General features: G+C 58.3%; 18 protein-coding genes. All 18 read left to right on the top strand.

All coding sequences use genetic code 11. The features are described 5' to 3' along the window. The first annotated feature begins 6 nt into the window (after positions 1-6). Entirely contained in the window at positions 7-963 is a 957-nt protein-coding gene (locus ACFPB1_RS18245; protein WP_379227537.1) for a bifunctional riboflavin kinase/FAD synthetase, read from the top strand. Positions 964-1,129: 166 nt separating this feature from the next. Further along, entirely contained in the window at positions 1,130-1,399 is a 270-nt protein-coding gene (gene rpsO / locus ACFPB1_RS18240; RefSeq protein WP_379227536.1) for a 30S ribosomal protein S15, read from the top strand. A gap of 258 nt (positions 1,400-1,657) precedes the next feature. Further along, on the top strand, positions 1,658-3,763 hold the full coding sequence (gene pnp / locus ACFPB1_RS18235) for a polyribonucleotide nucleotidyltransferase (RefSeq protein ID WP_379227535.1): 2,106 nt from the start codon (positions 1,658-1,660) through the stop codon (positions 3,761-3,763). A 144-nt stretch (positions 3,764-3,907) separates the two neighbouring features. After that, positions 3,908-4,882, top strand: coding sequence for a polysaccharide deacetylase family protein (locus ACFPB1_RS18230; RefSeq protein WP_379227566.1), 975 nt, complete (start codon positions 3,908-3,910; stop codon positions 4,880-4,882). A gap of 54 nt (positions 4,883-4,936) precedes the next feature. After that, the gene (locus tag ACFPB1_RS18225) at positions 4,937-6,202 is read left to right on the top strand and encodes a M16 family metallopeptidase (protein ID WP_379227534.1); all 1,266 of its coding nucleotides are present in this window, start codon (positions 4,937-4,939) and stop codon (positions 6,200-6,202) included. Next, positions 6,183-6,626 (top strand): dUTP diphosphatase, encoded by a 444-nt coding sequence (gene dut, locus ACFPB1_RS18220; protein ID WP_379227533.1) that lies wholly within the window; start codon positions 6,183-6,185, stop codon positions 6,624-6,626. Before ACFPB1_RS18225 ends, dut begins: the two co-directional genes overlap by 20 nt. A 258-nt stretch (positions 6,627-6,884) precedes the next feature. Then, positions 6,885-7,784, top strand: a complete 900-nt coding sequence (dpsA, locus tag ACFPB1_RS18215) for a dipicolinate synthase subunit DpsA (RefSeq protein WP_379227532.1) — start codon at positions 6,885-6,887, stop codon at positions 7,782-7,784. Further along, positions 7,781-8,368 carry a dipicolinate synthase subunit B gene (locus ACFPB1_RS18210; protein WP_379227531.1) on the top strand — a complete coding sequence of 196 codons (588 nt, stop codon included), beginning with the start codon at positions 7,781-7,783 and terminating at the stop codon, positions 8,366-8,368. Before dpsA ends, ACFPB1_RS18210 begins: the two co-directional genes overlap by 4 nt. Positions 8,369-8,441: 73 nt before the next feature. Next, positions 8,442-9,482 (top strand): aspartate-semialdehyde dehydrogenase, encoded by a 1,041-nt coding sequence (locus ACFPB1_RS18205; RefSeq protein ID WP_379227530.1) that lies wholly within the window; start codon positions 8,442-8,444, stop codon positions 9,480-9,482. A gap of 72 nt (positions 9,483-9,554) precedes the next feature. Continuing rightward, positions 9,555-10,784 carry an aspartate kinase gene (dapG, locus tag ACFPB1_RS18200; protein ID WP_379227529.1) on the top strand — a complete coding sequence of 410 codons (1,230 nt, stop codon included), beginning with the start codon at positions 9,555-9,557 and terminating at the stop codon, positions 10,782-10,784. 240 nt (positions 10,785-11,024) lie between these two features. Continuing rightward, positions 11,025-11,897 (top strand): 4-hydroxy-tetrahydrodipicolinate synthase, encoded by an 873-nt coding sequence (gene dapA, locus ACFPB1_RS18195; protein WP_379227528.1) that lies wholly within the window; start codon positions 11,025-11,027, stop codon positions 11,895-11,897. Between the two features lie 458 nt (positions 11,898-12,355). Next, positions 12,356-14,035 carry a ribonuclease J gene (locus ACFPB1_RS18190; RefSeq protein WP_379227527.1) on the top strand — a complete coding sequence of 560 codons (1,680 nt, stop codon included), beginning with the start codon at positions 12,356-12,358 and terminating at the stop codon, positions 14,033-14,035. A 172-nt stretch (positions 14,036-14,207) separates the two neighbouring features. Further along, positions 14,208-14,960, top strand: a complete 753-nt coding sequence (locus ACFPB1_RS18185) for a ClpP family protease (RefSeq protein ID WP_379227526.1) — start codon at positions 14,208-14,210, stop codon at positions 14,958-14,960. Further along, a complete protein-coding gene (locus ACFPB1_RS18180) occupies positions 14,957-15,181 on the top strand; it encodes a YlzJ-like family protein (RefSeq protein WP_379227525.1) in 225 nt (74 codons plus the stop codon). The genes ACFPB1_RS18185 and ACFPB1_RS18180 overlap by 4 nt, the downstream gene beginning before the upstream one ends. 75 nt (positions 15,182-15,256) lie before the next feature. Continuing rightward, entirely contained in the window at positions 15,257-17,908 is a 2,652-nt protein-coding gene (locus ACFPB1_RS18175; protein WP_379227524.1) for an FtsK/SpoIIIE family DNA translocase, read from the top strand. Between the two features lie 98 nt (positions 17,909-18,006). Beyond that, positions 18,007-18,801, top strand: coding sequence for a spore cortex-lytic enzyme (gene sleB, locus ACFPB1_RS18170; RefSeq protein ID WP_379227523.1), 795 nt, complete (start codon positions 18,007-18,009; stop codon positions 18,799-18,801). A 129-nt stretch (positions 18,802-18,930) separates the two neighbouring features. Next, a complete protein-coding gene (gene yfmF, locus ACFPB1_RS18165) occupies positions 18,931-20,211 on the top strand; it encodes an EF-P 5-aminopentanol modification-associated protein YfmF (RefSeq protein WP_379227522.1) in 1,281 nt (426 codons plus the stop codon). 5 nt (positions 20,212-20,216) lie between these two features. Then, positions 20,217-21,503 carry an EF-P 5-aminopentanol modification-associated protein YfmH gene (yfmH, locus tag ACFPB1_RS18160; RefSeq protein WP_379227521.1) on the top strand — a complete coding sequence of 429 codons (1,287 nt, stop codon included), beginning with the start codon at positions 20,217-20,219 and terminating at the stop codon, positions 21,501-21,503.

Genomic DNA, 21,503 nt, shown 5'->3' with positions numbered 1-21,503 from the left:
ACCGCAGTGGAAATCATTTCTGTGCAGTACCCGATCGGCGAGTCGGCGCTGGCCCGGAACGCGTCCCCGAAGGCGCTGGCCATCGGCCATTTCGACGGCGTCCATCGAGGGCATCAAAACGTCATTTCCCATGCGATGGCGTGCGCGCGGACAGCCGGCCTGCAAGGGGCCGTGATGACGTTTCACCCTCATCCCAAGGAAGTGCTGGGCAGGAGCCCGCACTATAACGCGAGCTTGACTCCGCTCGAGGACAAGCTAGAGCGTTTCCGCAGGCTGGGCGTGGACGTCGTCTATATCGTGCAATTCGATTTGGATTTCGCCAAGGTGACGCCCGCCGAGTTTGTCGAGGATGTGCTGAGGCCGCTGCAGGTGAGACGGGCCGTCGTCGGCTTTGATTTCACGTTCGGCGCCAAAGGCGCGGGCAAGCCGGAGACGTTATGGGCGCTTGGCGAACCGGATATTGGGGTGGAAATTGTGGAGCCATTCATGCAAGACGGAGATAAAGTAAGCAGCACGCGCATTCGCGAAGCTTTGATGAACGGCCGTCCCGAAGAAGCGGCGGAGCTGCTCGGCGAACCTTACGCCGTTCGCGGCATCGTTGTGCAGGGCGAAGGGCGCGGCCGGACGATCGGGTTTCCGACGGCCAACATCCAGCAGGAGGACGGTTTCTTCGTTCCTCGCCAGGGCGTGTATGCCATCATGGCGGAGACTGACGGCTGGCGCTATCCCGGCGTGCTGAATATCGGCGTCAAGCCGACGTTCCACGACCACTTGCCTGAGCCGGTGATGGAGGCGCATTTGTTCGATTTTGGAGGCGATCTGTACGGCAAGTCCGTCACCGTCCAATTCATCGCGTTTCTGCGGACGGAGCAAAAGTTCGGCGGCATCGACGAACTCATCGCCCAAATCCATGCCGATGCGGATCAAGCGCGGGCGCTGCTGACGGCATACAACAAGAAATAGCATGCGCATTTACTTCTGGCCTCAACCTATGTTATACTCGTAGACGTTGCGCGGTCGTACCATTTATTCGCAGCATGCGCAGCAATGGAACCTTAGCTTGGCCGCCCGTCATTCACCGAACGGCGGCGAGGCTGACGGCGATTAAGAAACAAGGAGGTGAACACGGATGGCACTTACGCAAGAACGCAAGCACCAACTGATCGACGAGCACAAAACCCACGCGAACGACACGGGCTCCCCGGAAGTTCAAATCGCTATCCTGACGGAAAACATCGTCAATTTGACGGACCATCTTCGGACGCATAAGAAAGATCATCACTCGCGCCGCGGTCTGCTCAAAATGGTCGGTCAACGCCGCAAGCTGTTGGCTTACCTGAGAAACAAAGACGTAAAACGTTACAGCGCATTGATCGAAAAACTCGGCCTTCGCCGATAATAGATGCGGGGATAAAAGCAACCTGGTTGTGATGCCGCCCGGGAACGGGCGGCTGCGCTGGGTTGCTTTTTATAAATCGCATTGCCTGCTTGCATACATACGACGACACGAAGAGCCCCGGGCAGGGCTGATCTCCTCAACGTGAATACGAATCCGGCTTCCCGGCCGGACTTCATATACAAGACGCTTCGAAATATGAATGCCCGCAATGGCGCCCGTACGTAGTCGGGAAGGACCAGCGCGGCAAGGAGGAACTATATGGTGCATCGTGTAGAAACTATTCTGGGCGGCCGTCCGCTCGTGCTGGAAACGGGTCTGTTGGCGAAACAAGCCAACGCGGCGGTCACGGTCAAATACGGTGAAACGGTCGTGCTTTGTACCGTCGTCGCGTCCAACGAACCGAAAAATCTCGATTTTTTCCCGCTTACGGTCAACTATGAAGAGCGGTTGTACGCCGTAGGCAAAATTCCCGGCGGCTTCATCAAGCGCGAAGGCCGTCCAAGCGAGAAGGCGATCCTGGCGAGCCGGCTCACGGACCGTCCGATTCGTCCGCTGTTCCCGGAAGGCTTCCGCAACGAAGTCCAAATCGCGAACATCGTCATGAGCGTGGACCAAGACTGCTCGCCTGAAATCGCGGCAATGATCGGTACGTCCGCGGCGCTTTCGATCTCGGATATTCCGTTCAATGGACCGATCGGCGGCGTCATCGTCGGCAGGGTCGACGGCGAATTTATCATCAACCCGACGGTGGATCAGGAAGCGAAGAGCGACATCTACGTCGTCGTTGCGGGAACGAAGGACGCCATCATGATGGTGGAAGCGGAAGCGAATGAAGTGCCGGAGGAAGTCATGCTCGAGGCGATCATGTTCGGCCATGACGAGATCCGCCGCATCGTTGCGAAGATCGAAGAACTGCAAGGGCTGGCCGGCAAACCGAAGATCGAAGTCAAGCTGCACGCCGTTGACGGCGGCGTTAACGAAGCGGTGCGCGCATTCGCGAAAGATCGGTTGGTCGAAGCGGTTCGCGTCGTCGAGAAGCACGCGCGCCAAGAAGCGATCGACGCCGTGAACGCCGATGCCATCGCGCACTTCGAAGTGGAGTACGCGGAAACGCCGGAGCTGGTCGGTGACGTGAAGGAAGTGCTGTACGATATCGTCAAGGAAGAAGTGCGCCGCTTGATCACGCACGACAAAGTACGTCCGGACGGACGGGCCTTGAGCGAAATCCGCCCGATCGAATGCGACGTCGCGCTGCTGCCGCGCACGCACGGCTCCGGCCTGTTCACGCGGGGGCAGACGCAAGCGCTCAGCATTTGTACGCTCGGCGCACTCGGCGACGTGCAAATTCTCGACGGCATCGACTTGGAAGAAACGAAGCGCTTCATGCATCACTATAACTTCCCGCCGTTCAGCGTCGGCGAAGCTAGACCGCTCCGCGCGCCGGGCCGCCGCGAAATCGGCCACGGCGCACTCGGCGAGCGCGCCTTGTCGAAAGTCATTCCGAGCGAAACGGAATTCCCGTACACGATTCGTCTCGTATCCGAAGTGCTGGAATCGAACGGCTCGACGAGCCAAGCCAGCATTTGCGCCAGCACGCTGGCTATGATGGATGCCGGCGTGCCGATCAAGGCTCCGGTCGCCGGCATCGCGATGGGGTTGATCAAGGACGGCGATCATTTCTCCATTCTGTCGGATATTCAAGGCATGGAAGATCACCTCGGCGACATGGACTTCAAGGTTGCCGGTACGGCGGCCGGCGTGACGGCCATCCAGATGGACATCAAAATCGACGGCATCGACCGCGCGATCTTGACGCAGTCGCTGGAGCAGGCGCGCGAAGGCCGGATGTTTATCCTCGGCAAAATGAACGAAGTGATGCAGACGCCGCGTTCGAGCCTGTCGCCGTACGCGCCGAAGATCGTCATCATGAAGATCAACCCGGATAAGATCCGCGACGTCATCGGGTCCGGCGGTAAAATCATCAACAAAATCATCGACGAAACCGGCGTTAAAATCGATATCGAACAGGACGGCACGGTATTCATCGCTTCGTCCAACGCGGAGGCAAACGAACGCGCGAAGCAGATCATCGAAGGCATCGTTCGCGAAGTCGTCGTCGGCGAAATTTACACGGGCACGGTCAAGCGCATCGAGAAATTCGGCTGCTTTGTCGAGATTTTGCCGAACAAGGACGGGCTCATCCACATTTCGCAGGTCGCGCAGGAGCGTATCGCGAAGGTCGAGGACGTGCTGAAGATCGGGGATCAGGTCACGGTCAAGGTCACCGAAATCGACGCCCAGGGCCGGATCAATCTGTCCCGCAAAGCGCTGCTCACGCCGGAAGTGCCGGCACAGCAGTCCTAATCACCATTTAGGTATGGAAGGAGGCAGGGGGACCTGTCTCCTTTTTTGCATCCTTCGCGTTCTTCTTCTCATATTGCGGGCCGAGCCTTAATATGATGAAGAAGAAGGGAGGACAACGCCTTGAAGCTGAAAAAAGGAATCCTCATGCTGCTGATCATGAGCGCGCTGCTGATTACGGTTCGGCTGAATGGTCCGTTGTCGGCCTACGTGGCTGCGGTGAAGCGAGGAGACGCGGCGGTCTTCGCCTACGCGCCGTCCGAGCTGCCGCCGCCAGGCAAAGCCTCCCTGCTCGAGATGATTCAAACGGAGGCGGAGAAGAAGCGCATCGCCCCGGTGGATGCGCGCGTCGACCGCGTCTGGAAAGCGATTCCGGGTTACAACGGTCTCGAAGTTGACGTCGACAAGACGTATCGGTTGATGCTCCGCGTGTCCAAGAACGAGCCGATCCGATTCGTGTACCGGGAAGTGAAACCCAAAATCAGCCTGGACGACCTCGGCCGCGTTCCGATCTATAAAGGCAATCCGAGCAAGCCGATGGTCGCGCTGATGATCAACGTCGCCTGGGGGAACGAGTATATCCCGTCCATGCTCCGGGCGCTGAAGAAAGAGAACGTCAAAGCGACTTTCTTCTTCGATGGTTCCTGGCTGAAGAAGAACGCGGACGTCGCGAAGCGGATTCAAGCGGACGGGCACGAGATTTCGAACCATGCGTACACGCACCCCAATATGAGCCAGTTGGACCGCAACGCGGCGTACAATCAAATCGCCAAGACGGAATCGCTGCTCAAATCGACGCTTAACGTCACCAATCGCTGGTTCGCGCCGCCTTCGGGCGACTACAATCAGATGACCGTCGACGTCGCCGCCGAGCAAGGGCTGAAGACCGTGCTGTGGACGCTGGACACCGTCGATTGGAAGCATCCGCCCGCGTATTCGGTCGTGCAAAAGATCCGCGCGCGCGTGGAACCGGGCTCGCTCATTCTCATGCATCCCACGGATTCGTCGAGCCAAGCGCTCGAAGGCATGATTAGAGCGATCAAAGGCAAAGGGCTGATGCTCGGAACCGTCAGCGAGACGCTTTCCTCCGACCGGGCGTCCTTGGTTGAGGCGAGACCGTAATTTTGTTATAGTGAAGTCAATAATTTCATGCTGTTGCCCTAGGAGGCGTCTAGATTGAACAACTATAAACTTAGCAACGGCCTGCGCGTCGTTGTGGAATACATTCCGACCTGCCGCTCCGTTTCGTTCGGCGTATGGGTCAAGACCGGTTCCCGCAACGAAACGCCAGATAATAACGGCATTTCGCACTTCATCGAGCACATGTTATTCAAAGGGACGGAGCGCCGCAGCGCGAAAGACATCGCCGACCTGTTCGACGGCATCGGCGGCAATGTGAACGCGTTCACGGCGAAGGAGTACACCTGTTACTTCGCCAAAGTGCTGGACCAGCATTTGCCGATCGCGGTGGATGCCCTGGCCGATATGTTCTTCCAGTCCAAAATGGATCGGGCGGAGCTGGCTAAGGAAAAGAACGTAATCTTGGAAGAGATTGCTATGTACGAAGATACGCCGGACGATAAAGTCCACGACGAAGCTTCGCGCGCGGCCTACGGCGACCATCCGCTGGCTTATTCCATCCTCGGCCTCGAAGAGCGGCTCGGCGCGATGAACGGGGATACGCTTCGCGGTTACATGGACGGCCATTACCGCATCGATAATACGGTCATCGCCGTTGCGGGCAACGTAGAGGAAGGCCCGTTGCTGGAGCTTCTCGAACAGCATTTCGGCGCGTTCAAGACGACCGGCTCGGAGCGCGAGGTCACGATGCCGATCTTCAACGGCACTTATTTGTTTCATAAGAAGAAGACGGAGCAGAACCATATCTGCATATCGTTTCCGGGCTGCTCCATTGCGGATCCGCTGCAGTACGCGATGATTCTGCTGAACAACGCGATCGGCGGGGGCATGAGCTCCAGGCTGTTCCAGGAAATCCGAGAGAAACGGGGACTGGCGTATTCCGTGTATTCGTACCACACCTCGTATGCGGACAGCGGCTTGTTCACCGTCTATGCGGGAACGGCTCCTAAGCAGACGAAGGACGTATTGGATCTGACGCTCGAGCAAATGCACGACCTCGCGACGAAAGGGCTGACGGACGCGGAGCTGCACCGCGGCAAAGAACAGCTGAAAGGCAGCCTGATTCTGAGCCTCGAGAGCACGAGCAGCCGTATGAACCGCTTGGGCAAAAACGAGCTCATGCTCGGTCGTCATTTTACGCTGGACGAGATGCTGGAGCGCATTGATGCCGTGCAGATGGACGACATCCGCAATGTGACCAAACGCATCCTGTCGGTGCCATTCGCCGTCGCGATGGTCGGAAGCAACGATAAAGCGGCTGCGGCGATCGGGAGGGATTCGCTTGTTTCAAGTATCGATTAAACGGCTTCCCGGCAACGAAGACATCCCGCTGCCGCGCAAAATGTCCGAGCTGGCCGCGGGGTTCGACCTGCATGCGGCCGTGACGGAGCCGGAAACGCTGCAGCCCGGAGAACGCAAGCTGATCCCGACGGGCTTCGCGATGGCCATGCCGGCGGAGCTCGAAGCGCAAATCCGTCCCCGCAGCGGCCTGGCGTTCAAGCACGGCATCACGTGCTTGAATTCACCGGGCACGATTGATGCGGATTATCGCGGGGAAGTGAAGGTGCTGCTGATCAATCTCGGCCAGCAGCCCTTCGCGATCGAGCGCGGCGAGCGAATCGCCCAGATGCTGTTTCAGCTCGTGCCCGACGTTGAGATTGCGGAAACGGACGAGCTGCCCGAGACCGTGCGCGGTGCGGGCGGTTTCGGACACACGGGCGTTTGAGCGTTTTGGCGGAGACGCCTCGATTCATGCATATGGAAGCACCGGAGCGTCGGCTCCGGTGCTTTTTCATTTTGGCGGCAAATGCGCAAAACGGCCTCACCACGCTTTGGGCGGATGCATAAGATGGTCTATAACCAAGAGCGCACAACTGTCAACCGGGCAGCCTTAACGCGGGCCGACGGTTCCAGTTTGTAATGCCGACCGAACCGCCGATTCAAGCGGCGTGTATCGGTTGCCGCTGAAAGGAGTGATACCCTTATGCTGACGGGAGTTCAGGTCGTGCTTCTCGGTGGTGACGCTCGGGGATTGGAAGTCATCCGGAAGCTGACCGAGCTCGATGCAACGGTGACGGTAGCGGGGTTCGACCAGCTGCACTCGTCGCTTGACGGCGCGATCCGGGCCGAGATGAACGAATCGCTGTTCGTGAACGCGGATGCGCTGGTGCTGCCTGCGGTCGGAACCGACGACGAAGGCAAGATCGTGGCCGTATTCAGCGATCAGGAACTGGTGCTGACTGACGAATACGTCGCCAAGCTGCCGAAGCACTGCAAGATCTACACCGGCATGGCCAAACCGTATTTGCGCGACCTGTGCCAGAAGCACGGCATCGTGCTGGTCGAACTGTTCGACCGCGACGACGTGGCAATTTACAATTCCATTCCGACCGCGGAGGGCGCCGTCATGATGGCGATCCAGAACACGGACATTACGATTCACGGATCTTCGTGCATGGTGCTCGGCATCGGAAGGACGGGAATGACGCTGGCGCGGACGCTGCAAGGATTAGGTGCGAAAGTGAAGGTCGGCATACGCCGGGAAGAGCATTTCGCAAGGGCGTACGAGATGGGCTTCGAGCCCTTTTATATCAAGGATCTGCTGCATCATGTGGGGAATATTGACTTGCTTTTTAATACAATTCCGACTATGATAGTCACAGCGCAAATCATAGCAAATTTGCCCTCGCGAGCGGTCATTATCGACCTTGCTTCGAAGCCCGGCGGAACCGATTTCCGGTTCGCCGAGAAGCGCGGAATCAAGGCCATGCTCGCCCCCGGACTCCCAGGAATCGTCGCACCCAAAACCGCCGGACGCATCATTGCGGATTGTTTATGCCGATTGATTATGGAAGATTCCAGGTTACGGGGGAATGAGCAATGAAATGGCAAGGCAAAACGGTGGGCTACGCGCTCTCCGGGTCTCACTGTACGTTCGCGGAGGTTATGCCGGTCATTCAGCGGTTCGTAGACGAAGGCGCGAACGTCGTACCGATCGTCACGCAGACGCTTCTTACGACCGATACCCGGTTCGGAACGGCAAAAGAATGGCAGCGTCAGCTGACGTCCATCACCGGGAACGACATCATTTCGACCATTGTCGACGCAGAGCCCCTCGGGCCGTCCAAACTGCTCGACGTCCTCGTCATTGCGCCCTGCACGGGCAATACGACGAGCAAACTGGCGAACGCGCAAACCGACAGCCCTGTCCTCATGGCGGCCAAAGCGCAGATGCGCAACCTGCGTCCGCTCGTGCTGGCCATCTCGACCAACGACGGGCTCGGTTTGAATGCTGCCAATATCGCGAAACTACTAGTTTGCAAAAACGTGTACTTCGTACCGTTCGGACAGGATAATCCGATCCAGAAGCCGAATTCGCTCGTCGCGAAAATGGAGCTGGTGCCCGAAACATGCGAAGCGGCCTTGAACGGCAAGCAGCTTCAGCCGCTGCTCATCGAGCGCGCTTAAATCTCGCAGGTTCATCCCGTATGTAATTGGAGCAATCCTTGACATAAGTTTTTTAAAGGGGAGACGACAGCCAATGTCACAGCAGAAGTTGTTTAACGTCGCCGTAGTCGGGGCGACAGGCGCAGTAGGCGAACAAATTATCGGGTTGCTCGAGAAACGCGATTTTCCGATCGCGGAACTGAAATTGCTCTCGTCAGCTCGTTCCGCGGGCAAAAAAGTGACGTTCAAAGGCAAGGAATATACGGTCGAAGAAGCGACGCCGGAGAGCTTCAAAGGCGTTGAGATCGCTTTGTTCAGCGCGGGCGGCGACGTGTCGAAAGCACTTGCCCCCCACGCCGTGGAGCATGGCGCGGTATGCATCGACAATACGAACGCGTTCCGGATGGATCCGGACACGCCGCTTGTCGTGCCCGAAGTCAATCTCGACAAAGTGAACGAACATAAAGGTATCATCGCCAATCCGAACTGCTCCACCATTCAGATGGTAGCGGCGCTCAAGCCGCTGCAGGACAAATACGGCATTTCCCGCATCCTCGTGTCCACGTACCAAGCCGTCTCGGGCGCAGGCAGCCGGGCAATCGACGAGATGCTTCGCCAGACGCGTGACGTGCTGGACGGCAAGGAAGTGACGCCGGACATTTTGCCGGTCGGTTCCCTGCCGGTGAAGCATCAGATCGCCTTCAACGCGATTCCGCAAATCGACAAGTTCCAAGAGAACGGCTATACGCTCGAAGAAATGAAAATGGTCCGCGAAACGAAAAAAATCATGGGCGACGAGTCGATCGACGTCACGGCGACTTGTGTTCGGATTCCGGTCGTTTACGGTCATTCGGAGTCGGTTTACGTCGAATTGAAACAGGATTATGAACTGGAAGACGTCAAGAAACTGCTTGCTGACGCCCCGGGCGTCGTTCTGGTCGATGACCCCGCAGGGCAACGGTATCCGCTCGCAACCGATGCGGCAGGTCAGCCGGATGTCTTCGTCGGTCGTCTGCGTCGCGACCTGGGTCATGCACGCGGCCTCAACTTGTGGATCGTATCTGATAATCTGCTGAAGGGCGCGGCATGGAACGCCGTCCAAATCGCAGAATATATCGCCATCGAGAAACGATAATCATCCTCCTCATAAGCAGGTTGTCAGACGGACGATCCGGCGGGCTTCACAGTCGGATACGGAGGTTTGACCATGCATATCCTCGTGCAGAAGTTCGGCGGCACTTCGCTGTCGTCGAAGGAAGCGAGAGAACTGGTAATCAAGCATATTCAAAGGGAACGGCAACGACAGTACGCACTCGTCGTTGTCGTCTCTGCAATGGGGCGAAAAGGCGATCCGTACGCAACGGACACGCTGCTGTCGCTCATCGCGGAGCACGGCGATGCGCTGCCGGCCAAGGAGCGGGATTTGCTTCAAGGCTGCGGCGAGATCATTTCCGCGTCGGTGCTTTGCAGCCTGCTGCGCGCTGCAGGCATTCCGGCCGTCGCGCTTACGGGCGGCGGAGCAGGCATTATTACGGATAATCAATTCGGCAAGGCCCGGATCATGGAAATCCGCACCGACCGGATCCGGCAAGCACTTCAGACAGGCAACGTCGTCATCGTGACGGGCTTCCAGGGCGTGACGGAGTCCGGCGATTTCACGACGCTCGGCAGAGGCGGCAGCGACACGTCGGCCACGGCGCTCGGCGCCGCGCTTCAAGCGGAGCGCGTCGATATTTACACGGACGTGAACGGGATATTGACCGCGGACCCAAGGATCGTCAAGGATGCACGGGCATTGTCCGTCATCAGCTACGGGGAAGTCGGGAACATGGCGAGACAAGGAGCCAAGGTCATTCATCCCCGGGCCGTGGAGATCGCCCAGCAGGCGCGCATTCCGCTGCGGGTTCGCTCCACGTTCTCGGAGGATGAGGGCACGCTTGTCACGGATATAAGCGACGTGCTGCAAGCAGGGGCGGTTCGCGACCGGCACGTCACCGGTGTTGCGCATGTGAGCGGCGTCACGCAGATCACGGTACAGGCGCAAGACGGGCATGCGGACGTCCAGCTGCAAGTGTTCCAGGCAATGGCTAGGCATCATATCAGCGTTGACTTCATCAATGTCAATCCAGGCGGAGCGGTCTATACCGTGTTCGACCAGGATGCGGACAAAGCGGTAACCGTGCTGCGGGAGATCGGCTACGCGCCGCGGGCGGTCAGCGGCTGCGCCAAAATCTCGGTCATCGGCGGAGGCATGAACGGCGTGCCCGGCATCATGGCCCGGATCGTGGAAGCATTAACGGAGAAGGGCATTCCCATATTGCAGTCTGCGGACTCTAATACTACCATTTGGGTGCTGGTGCGGGAGAACTATATGGCAAGCGCGCTTCAGGCGCTGCACGCGAAATTCGCACTGCATGATATTAAAGAGTTGAAGTGAATTTTGCTCACGCAAAATTCAAGTCAATGCTTACGAAGTGAATTTTGCTCACGCAAAATTCAAGTCAATGCTTACGAAGTGAATTTTGCTCACGCAAAATTCAAGTCAATGCTTACGAAGTGAATTTTGCTAACGCAAAATTCAAGTCAATGCTTACGAAGTGAATTTTGCTAACGCAAAATTCAAGTCAATGCTTACGAAGTGAATTTTGCTAACGCAAAATTCTGAGGAGGAATAATCGTGGATTTCGGACGTTTGATTACTGCGATGGTTACGCCTTTCTCGGCGGACGGTTCGATCGACTGGGAGACGACAGGGCGTTTGTTGGACTATTTAATCGAAGATCAGCTTAACGACGGCATCGTCGTCTGCGGCACGACCGGCGAATCGCCGACGGTGAGCGACGAGGAGAAGCGGGCGCTGTTTGCGTTCGCCGTGAAGCATGCCGGCGGTCGCTGCAAGATTATTGCGGGCACCGGAAGCAACGATACGGCGCACTCCATTCATTTGACCCGAATCGCCGAACAATGCGGCGTCGATGCCGTGCTGCTTGTCACGCCTTATTATAACAAGCCGACGCAGGAAGGGCTGTACCAGCATTTCAAAGCCATCGCGGAGTCGACGTCCTTGCCGGTGATGCTGTATAATGTGCCGGGCCGCACGATCGTCAGTCTGTCCGCCGCGACGACGCTCCGTCTGGCACAGCTGCCGAACGTGGTCGCCACGAAGGAATGCGCGGCGCTTGACCAAGTGGCCGAAATCGCCATGGGCGCGCCGGAGGGCTTCCTGGTATACAGCGGGGACGACAGTTCTGCGCTGCCGGCGCTCGCCGTCGGCGCGCACGGCATCGTTAGCGTGGCGAGCCATATCATCGGCAAGCCGATGAAGGCGATGATTCAGGCTTATTTGGATGGAGACACGAACCGTGCGGCCAAACTGCATGGCGAGCATCTGCCGATTTTCAAAGGGTTGTTCGACCTTCCGAATCCGGTCCTCGTCAAGGCGGCTTTGTCGCTTCAAGGCCTTCCGGTCGGCGGCGTGCGGCTGCCACTGGTCGCGGCGAGCGAGAGCGAAATAGAGACGCTGCGCCACGTCTTGAAGCAAGAGAGATAGAGGCTTTGCCGACATATGACTGCTGCATTCGCCAAAAACCGATGCGCTAGCATCGGTTTTTTGTTTTAGCGGCCGGGCTGCGATATCTAGAGGGCATCGGCTGCGGACGTTAGGACGCGGTTTCGTAAGCGTTATCATAGATAGAAAGCTCGATTGTTCCACGTTCTAGCGGCTTTGAGAACAGTTACTTGTGTTTCTTATTTTCAATCATGTATAATGAATGCAAGTGACGGTGTGCGGCAAATTTTTGAAAAAGTGTAACGCCGAGGGGCGGCGTTCGACAGCACTAGTTATTGATTACATGCAGCGACGTTTCCGAGCGTGGACGGGCGGCCGTGTAATTTTGAGTTCGGAAAATAAATATTGCGATGAAACGAAGTGTCTTCTTCGCTATTTTTGGTGAAATGGCGAACGAGGTACACCTTATTTCGTACTACGATTAGGAGGATTGAATTCACTTGTCTAAGAAGAACATCCAGGATAAGCTGCTTATTTTTGCCCTTGGCGGCGTCGGTGAAATCGGTAAAAACATGTATGTCATTCAATATGCGAACGATATCGTCGTGGTTGACGCAGGTCTCAAATTCCCCGAAGAAGATATGCTCGGTATCGATATTGTCATTCCCGACATCACGTACTTGACGGAGAACCGCGACAAAGTAAGAGGCATTCTCATTACCCACGGCCACGAGGATCACATCGGCGGATTGCCGTACGTGCTCAAGCATTTGAACGTGCCGATCTACGCGACCAAGCTGACGCTCGGTCTCATCGAAGGCAAATTGAAGGAAGCGGGCCTGCTCGGCGAAACGAAACGCATCTTGATCAACGCCGACAGCGAAGTGCAGCTCGGTTCGATCAAGGCTTCCTTCTTCAAAACGAATCACAGCATTCCCGACTCGGTCGGCGTATGCCTGGATACGCCGGAGGGCTCGGTCGTACATACGGGCGACTTCAAGTTCGACCACACGCCGGTCAACAATCAATACGCGGATCTGCAGCGGATCGCCGACATCGGCCGCCGCGGGGTTCTGGCGCTCTTGTCGGACAGCACGAACGCGGAGCGTGCGGGCTTTACGCCGTCGGAGAGCATGATCGGCTCCGAGCTTGAGGATATTTTCCGCAAAGCGACGCAGCGCGTCGTCGTTGCGACCTTCGCGTCCAATGTGCACCGGATCCAGCAGGTCGTGAACGCAGCCGTCGCGACGAAGCGAAAAATCGCCGTTGTCGGCCGCAGCATGGTCAACGTCGTTACGATCGCGTCGGAGCTCGGGTACTTGAACATTCCGGAAGGCACAATCATCGAACCGGAAGAAATCAATAAAATGGCGGCGGACCGCGTTGCCGTGCTGTCCACGGGCAGCCAAGGCGAGCCGATGTCCGCGCTTACGCGCATGGCCCGCTCCACGCACCGGAAGGTCGATATTATGCCGGGCGATACGGTCATCATCGCGGCGACGCCGATTCCGGGCAACGAGCGCTACGTCGGCCGTACGGTCGACGAGCTGTTCCGCTTGGGCGCGCACGTCATCTACGGGCCGGGCTCTGTTTCCGGCGTCCACGTTTCTGGTCACGGCAGCCAGGAAGAGCTGAAGCTGATGCTCAACCTGATCCGTCCGAAGTATTTCATTCCGATTCACGGCGAATACCGGATGCTCCGCCAGCACGCGCAGCTCGGCGAAGCGGTCGGTGTCGAACGCGAAAATATCTTCATCATCGATAACGGAGATACGGTGGAATTCCAAGGCGGCACGGCGCGCAAAGGCAGCAAAGTACCGGCGGGCAACGTGCTGATCGACGGTCTCGGCGTAGGCGACGTCGGCAATATCGTCCTTCGCGACCGCAAGCTCTTGTCGCAGGACGGCATCCTGGTCGTCGTAGTTACGCTGAGCAAGCAGGACGGCGCGATTCTGTCCGGCCCGGACATCATTTCCCGCGGTTTCGTCTACGTGCGAGAGTCGGAAGGCTTGCTGGAAGAAGCGAACCGGATCGTCACCTCGACGCTGCATAAGCTGATGAACGACAAAGTCAATGAATGGGCGTCCCTGAAGACGAACGTGAAGGATGCGCTTGGCCGTTTCTTGTACGAGCAGACGCGCCGCCGTCCGATGATTTTGCCGATTATTATGGAAGTATAAGCATACGCATGAGCGATAGAACAACTAGAAACGACGGTCTTCGGCGAAGCAGCAAGCTTCGGCCGGAGGCCGTTTTTTTGTTCGGGGCGGTCCGTATAAATCCGCAAAGGGATTCCATACTATGCAGAGCCAGCCATGGCAGAGCCTAGCATGACATCGAGGAGGACAGGCAATGTGGGAGGAATCATTCAAGTCGGAACAGCCGGAGCCGCCGGCAGCCAAGCCGCCGATCGGCAACCCGGTCGTCGAAACGATCCAACAGCTGGGCCAGACGTCGACGCCGACAGCGGAATCCAATATCTTTTGCATGACGATCATCGGGCAGGTCGAGGGGCATATCGTACTGCCGCCGCAAAATAAGACGACGAAATACGAGCATCTCATTCCGCAGCTGGTCGCGGCGGAGCAAAATCCGAAAATCGAAGGCATCATGATCGTCCTGAACACGGTCGGAGGCGACGTGGAAGCTGGACTAGCCATCGCGGAAATGATCTCGTCGCTGACGAAGCCGACGGTGACGCTCGTGCTTGGTGGCGGTCATTCCATCGGCGTGCCGATCGCCGTAGCCGGCAATACGTCCTTCATCGCCGAGACGGCCACCATGACGATTCATCCGATCCGGCTGAACGGCCTCGTCATCGGCGTGCCGCAGACGTTCGAATATTTGGAGAAGATGCAGGAACGGGTCGTCCGGTTCGTGACATCGCACTCTAATGTCACGGAAGAGAAGTTCAAGGAGCTCATGTTCAAGACCGGCGAATTGACGCGCGACATCGGCACGACGGTTATCGGCACCGATGCGGTCAAGCACGGACTGATCGACCAGGTCGGCGGGATCGGGCAGGCCCTGCGCCGGTTGAATCAGCTGGTTGAAGCAAGACGCCAATCCGCCGGCGCCCCGATGCTGGGAGGGCTGACGCAATGACGATATATTCGGTCATGCCGCTCGAGCTCGTGCTCGACGGCATCCATCAGCAGCCGGGTCCCTATCTGACCGTTAAAGCCGGCGACGTCCGACTGCAAATCGAAGCCGTCGCGCCGGGCATCGGACGCATCGTCCGGCTGGCGGATGGTCCGCTGGATGCGTATTTGCGCCCCGAGCTGACCCCCGGCACGCTCGTCGCGTACGGCGCGCAGACCTCGTAAACGGGCTCCGCGCTGGATAATAGTAACACATCGCACCCTGCTCCTATGGTATAATGGCTGACAGAGGTGACGATTTTGGCTAAGAAAAAGAAAAAGAGAAAACACTCAGTCGGGACGAGCCTTAAATACGAAGTCTATGGTATCTTGCTGATCACCGTCTCCGTCATCGCGCTATCCGGAGAAGCGACCGTCGGCCGCGCATTATCGAAATTATTCGGACTTGTACTCGGCAAGTTCTATTTTGTTTTGGCGCTGGTCGGCATCTATGTCGGATTAGCCGTCATGATCAAGCGGACCTGGCCCTCGGGCTGGTCCAGCCGCAAGACGGGCGTGCTGCTGCTCGTGCTCGCCTGCACGCTCTGGAGTTCCATCGCCGTGATGGACCAGAAGACGGAGCCGACGGGCGGATTGACCGCTTCGTACATCTTATCGCAGTTAGGCAGCGATATTCGGGGCTCGCTCGTAGATGCTCCCGCGGACGCGCAAGCAACCGGCGTTACGTATTCGGCAAGCGGCGGGTATGCCGGGGCGATCCAGTATACGCTGCTCTATTGGCTGTTCGGTTATTTCGGCGCGAAGTTCATCATGATCGTCATGTTCGCGATTTCCGTCATGCTGATGACGGGCAAATCGTACGTCGATCTGCTTCGCGCCGCTCGCGTCAGAGGGGGACGGATGCTGTCCCTGCTGCGCATGAAAATCGTCTCGCGGCGCCAGCCGGCGACGGCCGGAGCTTCGGCATCCAAGGGAGCCGGCAATGCCGTGCAGCTGGACGACTTGGACGATGACGACGACGATGACGCTTACGCGGCGGCCATGAGCGCGCGGACCAAGAAGAAGCGTTCGCCGATCTTCTCGTGGTTCAACGACGTGTCCAAGCAGGAAGGCGGTCAAGAGTCCGGCGACCAGGAATGGCAGCTGGTAGACGAGCATGACGCCGCGAGTGTTCTCGGCGGCAAGTCAGCCTCCCGGAAGGCCGTCTGGCAGGACGAGGAAGAGGACGACGACTGGCGCGCGCCTGTATTGGAAGGCGGAGGGGCGATCGAAGAGGCGTCCGTGCCGGCGAATTGGGAGCCGCAGCCGGCAGAGTCTGTTCGGCCGGCTGCGGTCACGCTGCCCTATGATTCGTATGAGCCGATCGACGATGAAGAAGAAACCGCGGACGTTCGCGACGCCGACCGCTCCGACGACGACTTTCCGGAAGCTTTGCCGGCGCAGCCGCTGCGCAGTCCGGCGATCGCTTCGCCGGACGAGGAGGATGAGCTTGAAGTGCCGGGCAGCATCGTGAAGCCGCCGTCTGAGAAGCCGTATCTGCTGCCTTCGCTGGCGCTGCTGCAGAAGCCGAGCAGCGGCGGGAAGGCGGGCGAAGCCGCGGACTCGCTCGAATCGCGGCGCAAGCTGGAGGCGACGCTCGAGAGCTTCGGCGTCCGCGCGAAAGTGCTGGACGTCGTGCGCGGACCGGCGGTGACGCGGTACGAGGTCCAGCCGGCCACCGGCGTGAAAGTCAGCCGGATCGTCGGCTTGACGGACGATATTGCGCTGGCGCTCGCCGCGAAGGATATTCGGATGGAGGCGCCGATTCCCGGCAAATCCGCCATTGGGATCGAGGTGCCGAATACGGAAGTATCCGTCGTCACGATGCGCGAGGTCATGGAGACGCCTTCGTTCCAGAACGCGGCGTCCAAAATGTCCATCGCGTTCGGCCGAGATATTTCCGGGCAGCCGATCGTCGGCAACTTGGCCAAGATGCCCCATTTGCTCGTCGCGGGCGCGACGGGTTCTGGGAAATCAGTCTGCATTAACGGCATCATCACGAGCATCTTGTACAAAGCGCGGCCCGATGAAGTGAAGCTGCTGATGATCGACCCGAAGATGGTTGAGTTGAACGTCTACAACGGCATTCCGCATCTGCTCGCGCCCGTCGTGACGGATCCGCGCCGGGCATCGCTCGCGCTGAAAAAAATCGTCGTCGAAATGGAGAAGCGCTACGAGCTGTTTTCCAAATCGGGCACCCGCAACATCGAAGGCTACAACACGCTCATGGCTGACAATCCGGCCGCCGTGCTGCCGTATATCGTGGTGATCGTGGACGAGCTCGCCGACCTCATGATGGTGGCGGCGAACGACGTGGAGGACGCGATTTGCCGGCTGGCCCAGATGGCCCGGGCATCGGGCATCCATCTGATCATCGCGACGCAGCGGCCATCGGTCGACGTAATCACGGGCGTTATCAAAGCGAACATTCCTTCCCGGATCGCCTTCGGCGTCTCGTCGCAGGTCGACTCGCGGACCATCATCGACATGGCCGGCGCGGAGAAGCTGCTCGGCCGAGGCGACATGCTGTTCCTGCCCGTAGGCATGTCCAAGCCGATTCGCGTCCAAGGGGCCTTCCTGTCCGACCAGGAGGTCGAAGCCATCGTGACGTACGCGCGGGGCCAAGGCGAGGCGGAATACAAGGAAGATCTGGTGCCGGAAGTGGAAGATACGGCGGCGGAAGGCGAGGAGATGCTCGACGAGCTGTACGACCAGGCCGTGCGCATCGTGCTGGAAGCGAAGCAGGCGTCGGTCTCGCTGCTGCAGCGGCGCATGCGCATCGGCTATACGCGCGCCGCGAGACTGATCGATCAGATGGAGGCTCGCAGCGTCGTCGGTCCATACGAAGGCAGCAAGCCGCGGGAGGTTCTGCTGTCGATCGATCAGTACGACGCCGGACGAATCAGCTCATAATCCGGCATCATGCATAGTTGTTCCCTCGATTTCTCATAATAGGAATATGCTTCGGCTTGCTTTGCGAAAACATTTGCAAGAGAAAGGCAGATTCCAAGATGAGAAATCGTTTAATTACGGTGACCATCGTCATCGTCCTTCTGTTGTTCGGAGCCTTCTCGCTGAAGAACGCCTACTTCGGCAAATCGGCAGAGACGTTCAGCAGCGCTACCCTCAAAGTCGGATCGTCGGGCAAAGACGTCAAAGAGCTGCAAGGGCGGCTGAAATACCTCGGCTATTTCGACGGGAAAGTAGACGGGGTGTTCGGCTCCTCCACGAAAAACGCCGTCACCTGGTTTCAATGGAAGTTCGGGCTCAAGTCCGACGGCGTCGTCGGCGCCAAGACGAAGCTGAAGCTGTGGGAGGCGACCAAGAATTGGGCGCCCTCGGAGGCGGACACGGCCGGGAGCGGAGGCGGCAAGGCGGGAGGCGGAACGAGCGGCGGCACTCAAGGCGGCAACGCGCCGTCGGACGTCTCGAAGTCCAATAATCTCGGCTTGTCCGCGAACGATCTGAAGCTGATGGCGAACGCCGTGTACGGCGAGTCCCGCGGCGAGCCTTACGTCGGGCAGGTCGCGGTGGCGGCGGTCATCCTGAATCGGGTGAAATCGCCGAGTTTCCCGAACACCGTATCCGGCGTCATCTTTCAGCCCGGCGCATTCACGGCGGTCGCCGACGGCCAGATCTGGCTGACCCCGAACGAGAAAGCGGCCCAGGCCGTGCAGGACGCATTGAACGGCATGGATCCGACGGGCGGCTGCCTCTACTATTTTAACCCCGAGACGGCGACGTCCAAGTGGATCTGGACCCGTCCGCAGGTCAAAACCATCGGAAAACACATTTTCTGCATGTAGAGTCGGCTGAAGCAGCCCGCACGAGGACGCGGGTTGCTTCTTCCTTTTCGCATCGGGTAGAATGGAATAGATCTCTGGAAATTGGAATAGATTGGCTTTATACCACTTGAGCGGAAGGGGACGTGAGGCGTGAGCAACTCGCCATTTCAACGAGGTCAGCTGAACCGAATTCGACTGCATGTATTGCCGACGCAGCGTTTCAAAACCTTTTCAATCTCCCTTTACGCGGGTTTGCCGCTTCATGAATCGACCGTCACCTCGGCCGCGTTGATTCCTTTCGTGCTGCGCAGAGGCACCGCTTCCACGCCGGAGACGATCGCGTTCCGCGAACGGCTTGACGACCTGTACGGCGCCGGCTTTGGCTTCGACGTGTACAAGCGAGGCGACTCGCAGATCGTGCAATTCCGCATGGACGTCATCAACGATCGCTTCGTGTCGTCCGACCGGCCGCTGCTAGCGGCATCGCTTCAATTGCTCGGCGAGGTGGTCACGGATCCCGTCCTGGAGAACGGCGTCCTGCGCCCCAAGTACGTCGAGGCGGAGAAGGACACCCTGCGCAAGCGGCTCGAAGCGATCATTAACGATAAAATCCGGTATGCGGCCGAACGCTGTCTGGAAGTCATGTGCGCGGATGAGCCGTACCGGCTCCACCCGCTCGGGCGGATGGAGGACATCGACGCCATCACGCCGGCTTCCGTGACGGAAGCGTACCGGAATTGGCTGGCGACGGCGGCATTCGATTTGTACGTCGTCGGCGATACGACGCTGGACGAGGTGAAGGCGCTGGTCGCGAAAGCCTTCCGCAGCAATGCGGGCGAGCCGGCCGACTACGGCGTGTCCGCGGCAAGCAGGCCGGTGAAGGAAGTCAAGAACGTCGTCGAACGGATGGACGTGACGCAAGGCAAGCTGAACATGGGGCTGCGCATCCATACGGGGTATGGCGACGACGATTATCCGGCCGCGCTGATGTACAACGGCATATTAGGCGGCTATCCGCACTCCAAGCTGTTCCTCAACGTTCGCGAGAAAGCGAGCTTGGCCTATTACGCGGCATCGCGGCTGGACGGTCATAAAGGGATATGCACGATTCAATCCGGCATCGAAATCGGCAACTACGAGAAGGCCAAGACGATCATCCAGGAACAGCTGGAGCAGATGCGCAGCGGCTCGTACAGCGAGCTGGAAATGAGCCAGACGAAGGCGATGATCGCCAATCATTTGCGCGAATTGCAGGATTCGGCGAGCGAGATGATCGGGTTCGACTTCAACGCCGTCCTGTCGAAGCGTGAACGTTCGGCGATGCAGCTGCTGCAGGACGTGCAGGCGGTCACGCCGGAACAAATCGCGGCCGTCGCGCGCAAAGCCGAGCTCGATACGATTTATTTCCTGTCCGACAATAAGGAGGGCTGAAGCCAATGGAAACATTAGCCTACCCGGGCGTTCAAGAGACGTTATACCGCGAAGTCATGCCGAACGGGCTCGAGGTCGTCGTGCTTCCGAAGGAAGGCTTCAGCAAAACGTACGCGACCTTCTCGACGAAATACGGTTCCGTCGACAACCGGTTCGCGGTCGGCAATCAAGAGCCGGTCTCGGTTCCTGACGGCATCGCGCATTTTTTGGAGCATAAAATGTTCGAGGAGCCGACGGGCGATATTTTTGCAACCTTTGCGTCCCAAGGCGCGTCTGCTAATGCGTTCACCAGTTTCGACCGCACCGTTTATTTGTTCTCGGCGACGGAGCAGATCGAAGCGAATTTGGAGACGCTGATTGATTTCGTGCAGCATCCTTACTTCACGGACGAGAATGTCCAGAAGGAAAAGGGCATCATCGAGCAGGAAATCAACATGTACCGCGACAATGCGGATTGGCGCGTCTATTTCGGCGTGATCGACGCACTGTACCACAAACATCCGATACACATCGACATCGCCGGCACGGTGGAGTCGATCTATCAAATCGACAAAGAAACGCTCTACCGCTGTTACGAAACGTTTTACCATCCGTCCAACATGTTCTTGTTCGTCGTCGGCGGCGTGAAGCCCGAAGCGGTCATGAAACTCGTCCGCGACAATCAGGCGCGCAAACCGTTCGAGCGGCAGGGCGAGATTACCCGCTACTTCGATCCCGAGCCGGACACCGTGAAGATTCCGCTCAAGAAAACGGCGCTCCCCGTTTCCATGCCGAAGGTCATGATCGGCTTCAAGGAACGCGGCGGCGCGTCCGATCCGGAAGAGCTGCTCCGCACGGAGCTGACGACGAAGCTCATGCTTGAAGCGCTGCTCGGCTCCAGCTCGCCGATTTATCACGCGCTGTACGACGATACGCTGATCACGGATTCGTTTGGCCATGAATTCAACAGCAGCGAGGACTACGCGTTCTCCGTCGTCGGCGGGGAGTCCCGCGATCCCGACGAGCTGCTGCGGAGGCTGCGCCAAGCGATCGAAGCGGCTCAGGCCAAAGGTCTCGACGTCGATACGTTCGAACGAACGAAACGGAAAAAAATCGGCGGTTACTTGCGCATGCTGAATTCCCCCGAAGCGATTGCAAGCGAATTTACGCGTTACCGGTTCCGCGGGGCGGATCTGTTCGAGCTGCTGCCGCTCTATGAAAGCATCACGCTCGACGAAGCCAACGCGCGCCTGCGCAGCCATTTCAATTGGGACCGCATGGCGGTGTCGATCGTAGCCAAGGAAGAAGCTTGA

Source organism: Paenibacillus sp. GCM10023250, from assembly GCF_042653205.1.
GTDB lineage: Bacteria > Bacillota > Bacilli > Paenibacillales > Paenibacillaceae > Paenibacillus_Z.
The sequence above is the reverse complement of the archived record's forward strand: the minus strand, read 5'-3'. Positions and strand labels throughout refer to the sequence as shown.

Coding starts and splice junctions, on each gene's coding strand:
- yfmH (WP_379227521.1), top strand. CDS start 20,217: ATGGAAACATTAGCCTACCCGGGCGTTCAAGAGACGTTATACCGCGAA.
- rpsO (WP_379227536.1), top strand. CDS start 1,130: ATGGCACTTACGCAAGAACGCAAGCACCAACTGATCGACGAGCACAAA.
- dpsA (WP_379227532.1), top strand. CDS start 6,885: ATGCTGACGGGAGTTCAGGTCGTGCTTCTCGGTGGTGACGCTCGGGGA.
- ACFPB1_RS18230 (WP_379227566.1), top strand. CDS start 3,908: ATGCTGCTGATCATGAGCGCGCTGCTGATTACGGTTCGGCTGAATGGT.
- ACFPB1_RS18205 (WP_379227530.1), top strand. CDS start 8,442: ATGTCACAGCAGAAGTTGTTTAACGTCGCCGTAGTCGGGGCGACAGGC.
- ACFPB1_RS18185 (WP_379227526.1), top strand. CDS start 14,208: ATGTGGGAGGAATCATTCAAGTCGGAACAGCCGGAGCCGCCGGCAGCC.
- ACFPB1_RS18210 (WP_379227531.1), top strand. CDS start 7,781: ATGAAATGGCAAGGCAAAACGGTGGGCTACGCGCTCTCCGGGTCTCAC.
- ACFPB1_RS18180 (WP_379227525.1), top strand. CDS start 14,957: ATGACGATATATTCGGTCATGCCGCTCGAGCTCGTGCTCGACGGCATC.
- dapG (WP_379227529.1), top strand. CDS start 9,555: ATGCATATCCTCGTGCAGAAGTTCGGCGGCACTTCGCTGTCGTCGAAG.
- pnp (WP_379227535.1), top strand. CDS start 1,658: ATGGTGCATCGTGTAGAAACTATTCTGGGCGGCCGTCCGCTCGTGCTG.
- sleB (WP_379227523.1), top strand. CDS start 18,007: ATGAGAAATCGTTTAATTACGGTGACCATCGTCATCGTCCTTCTGTTG.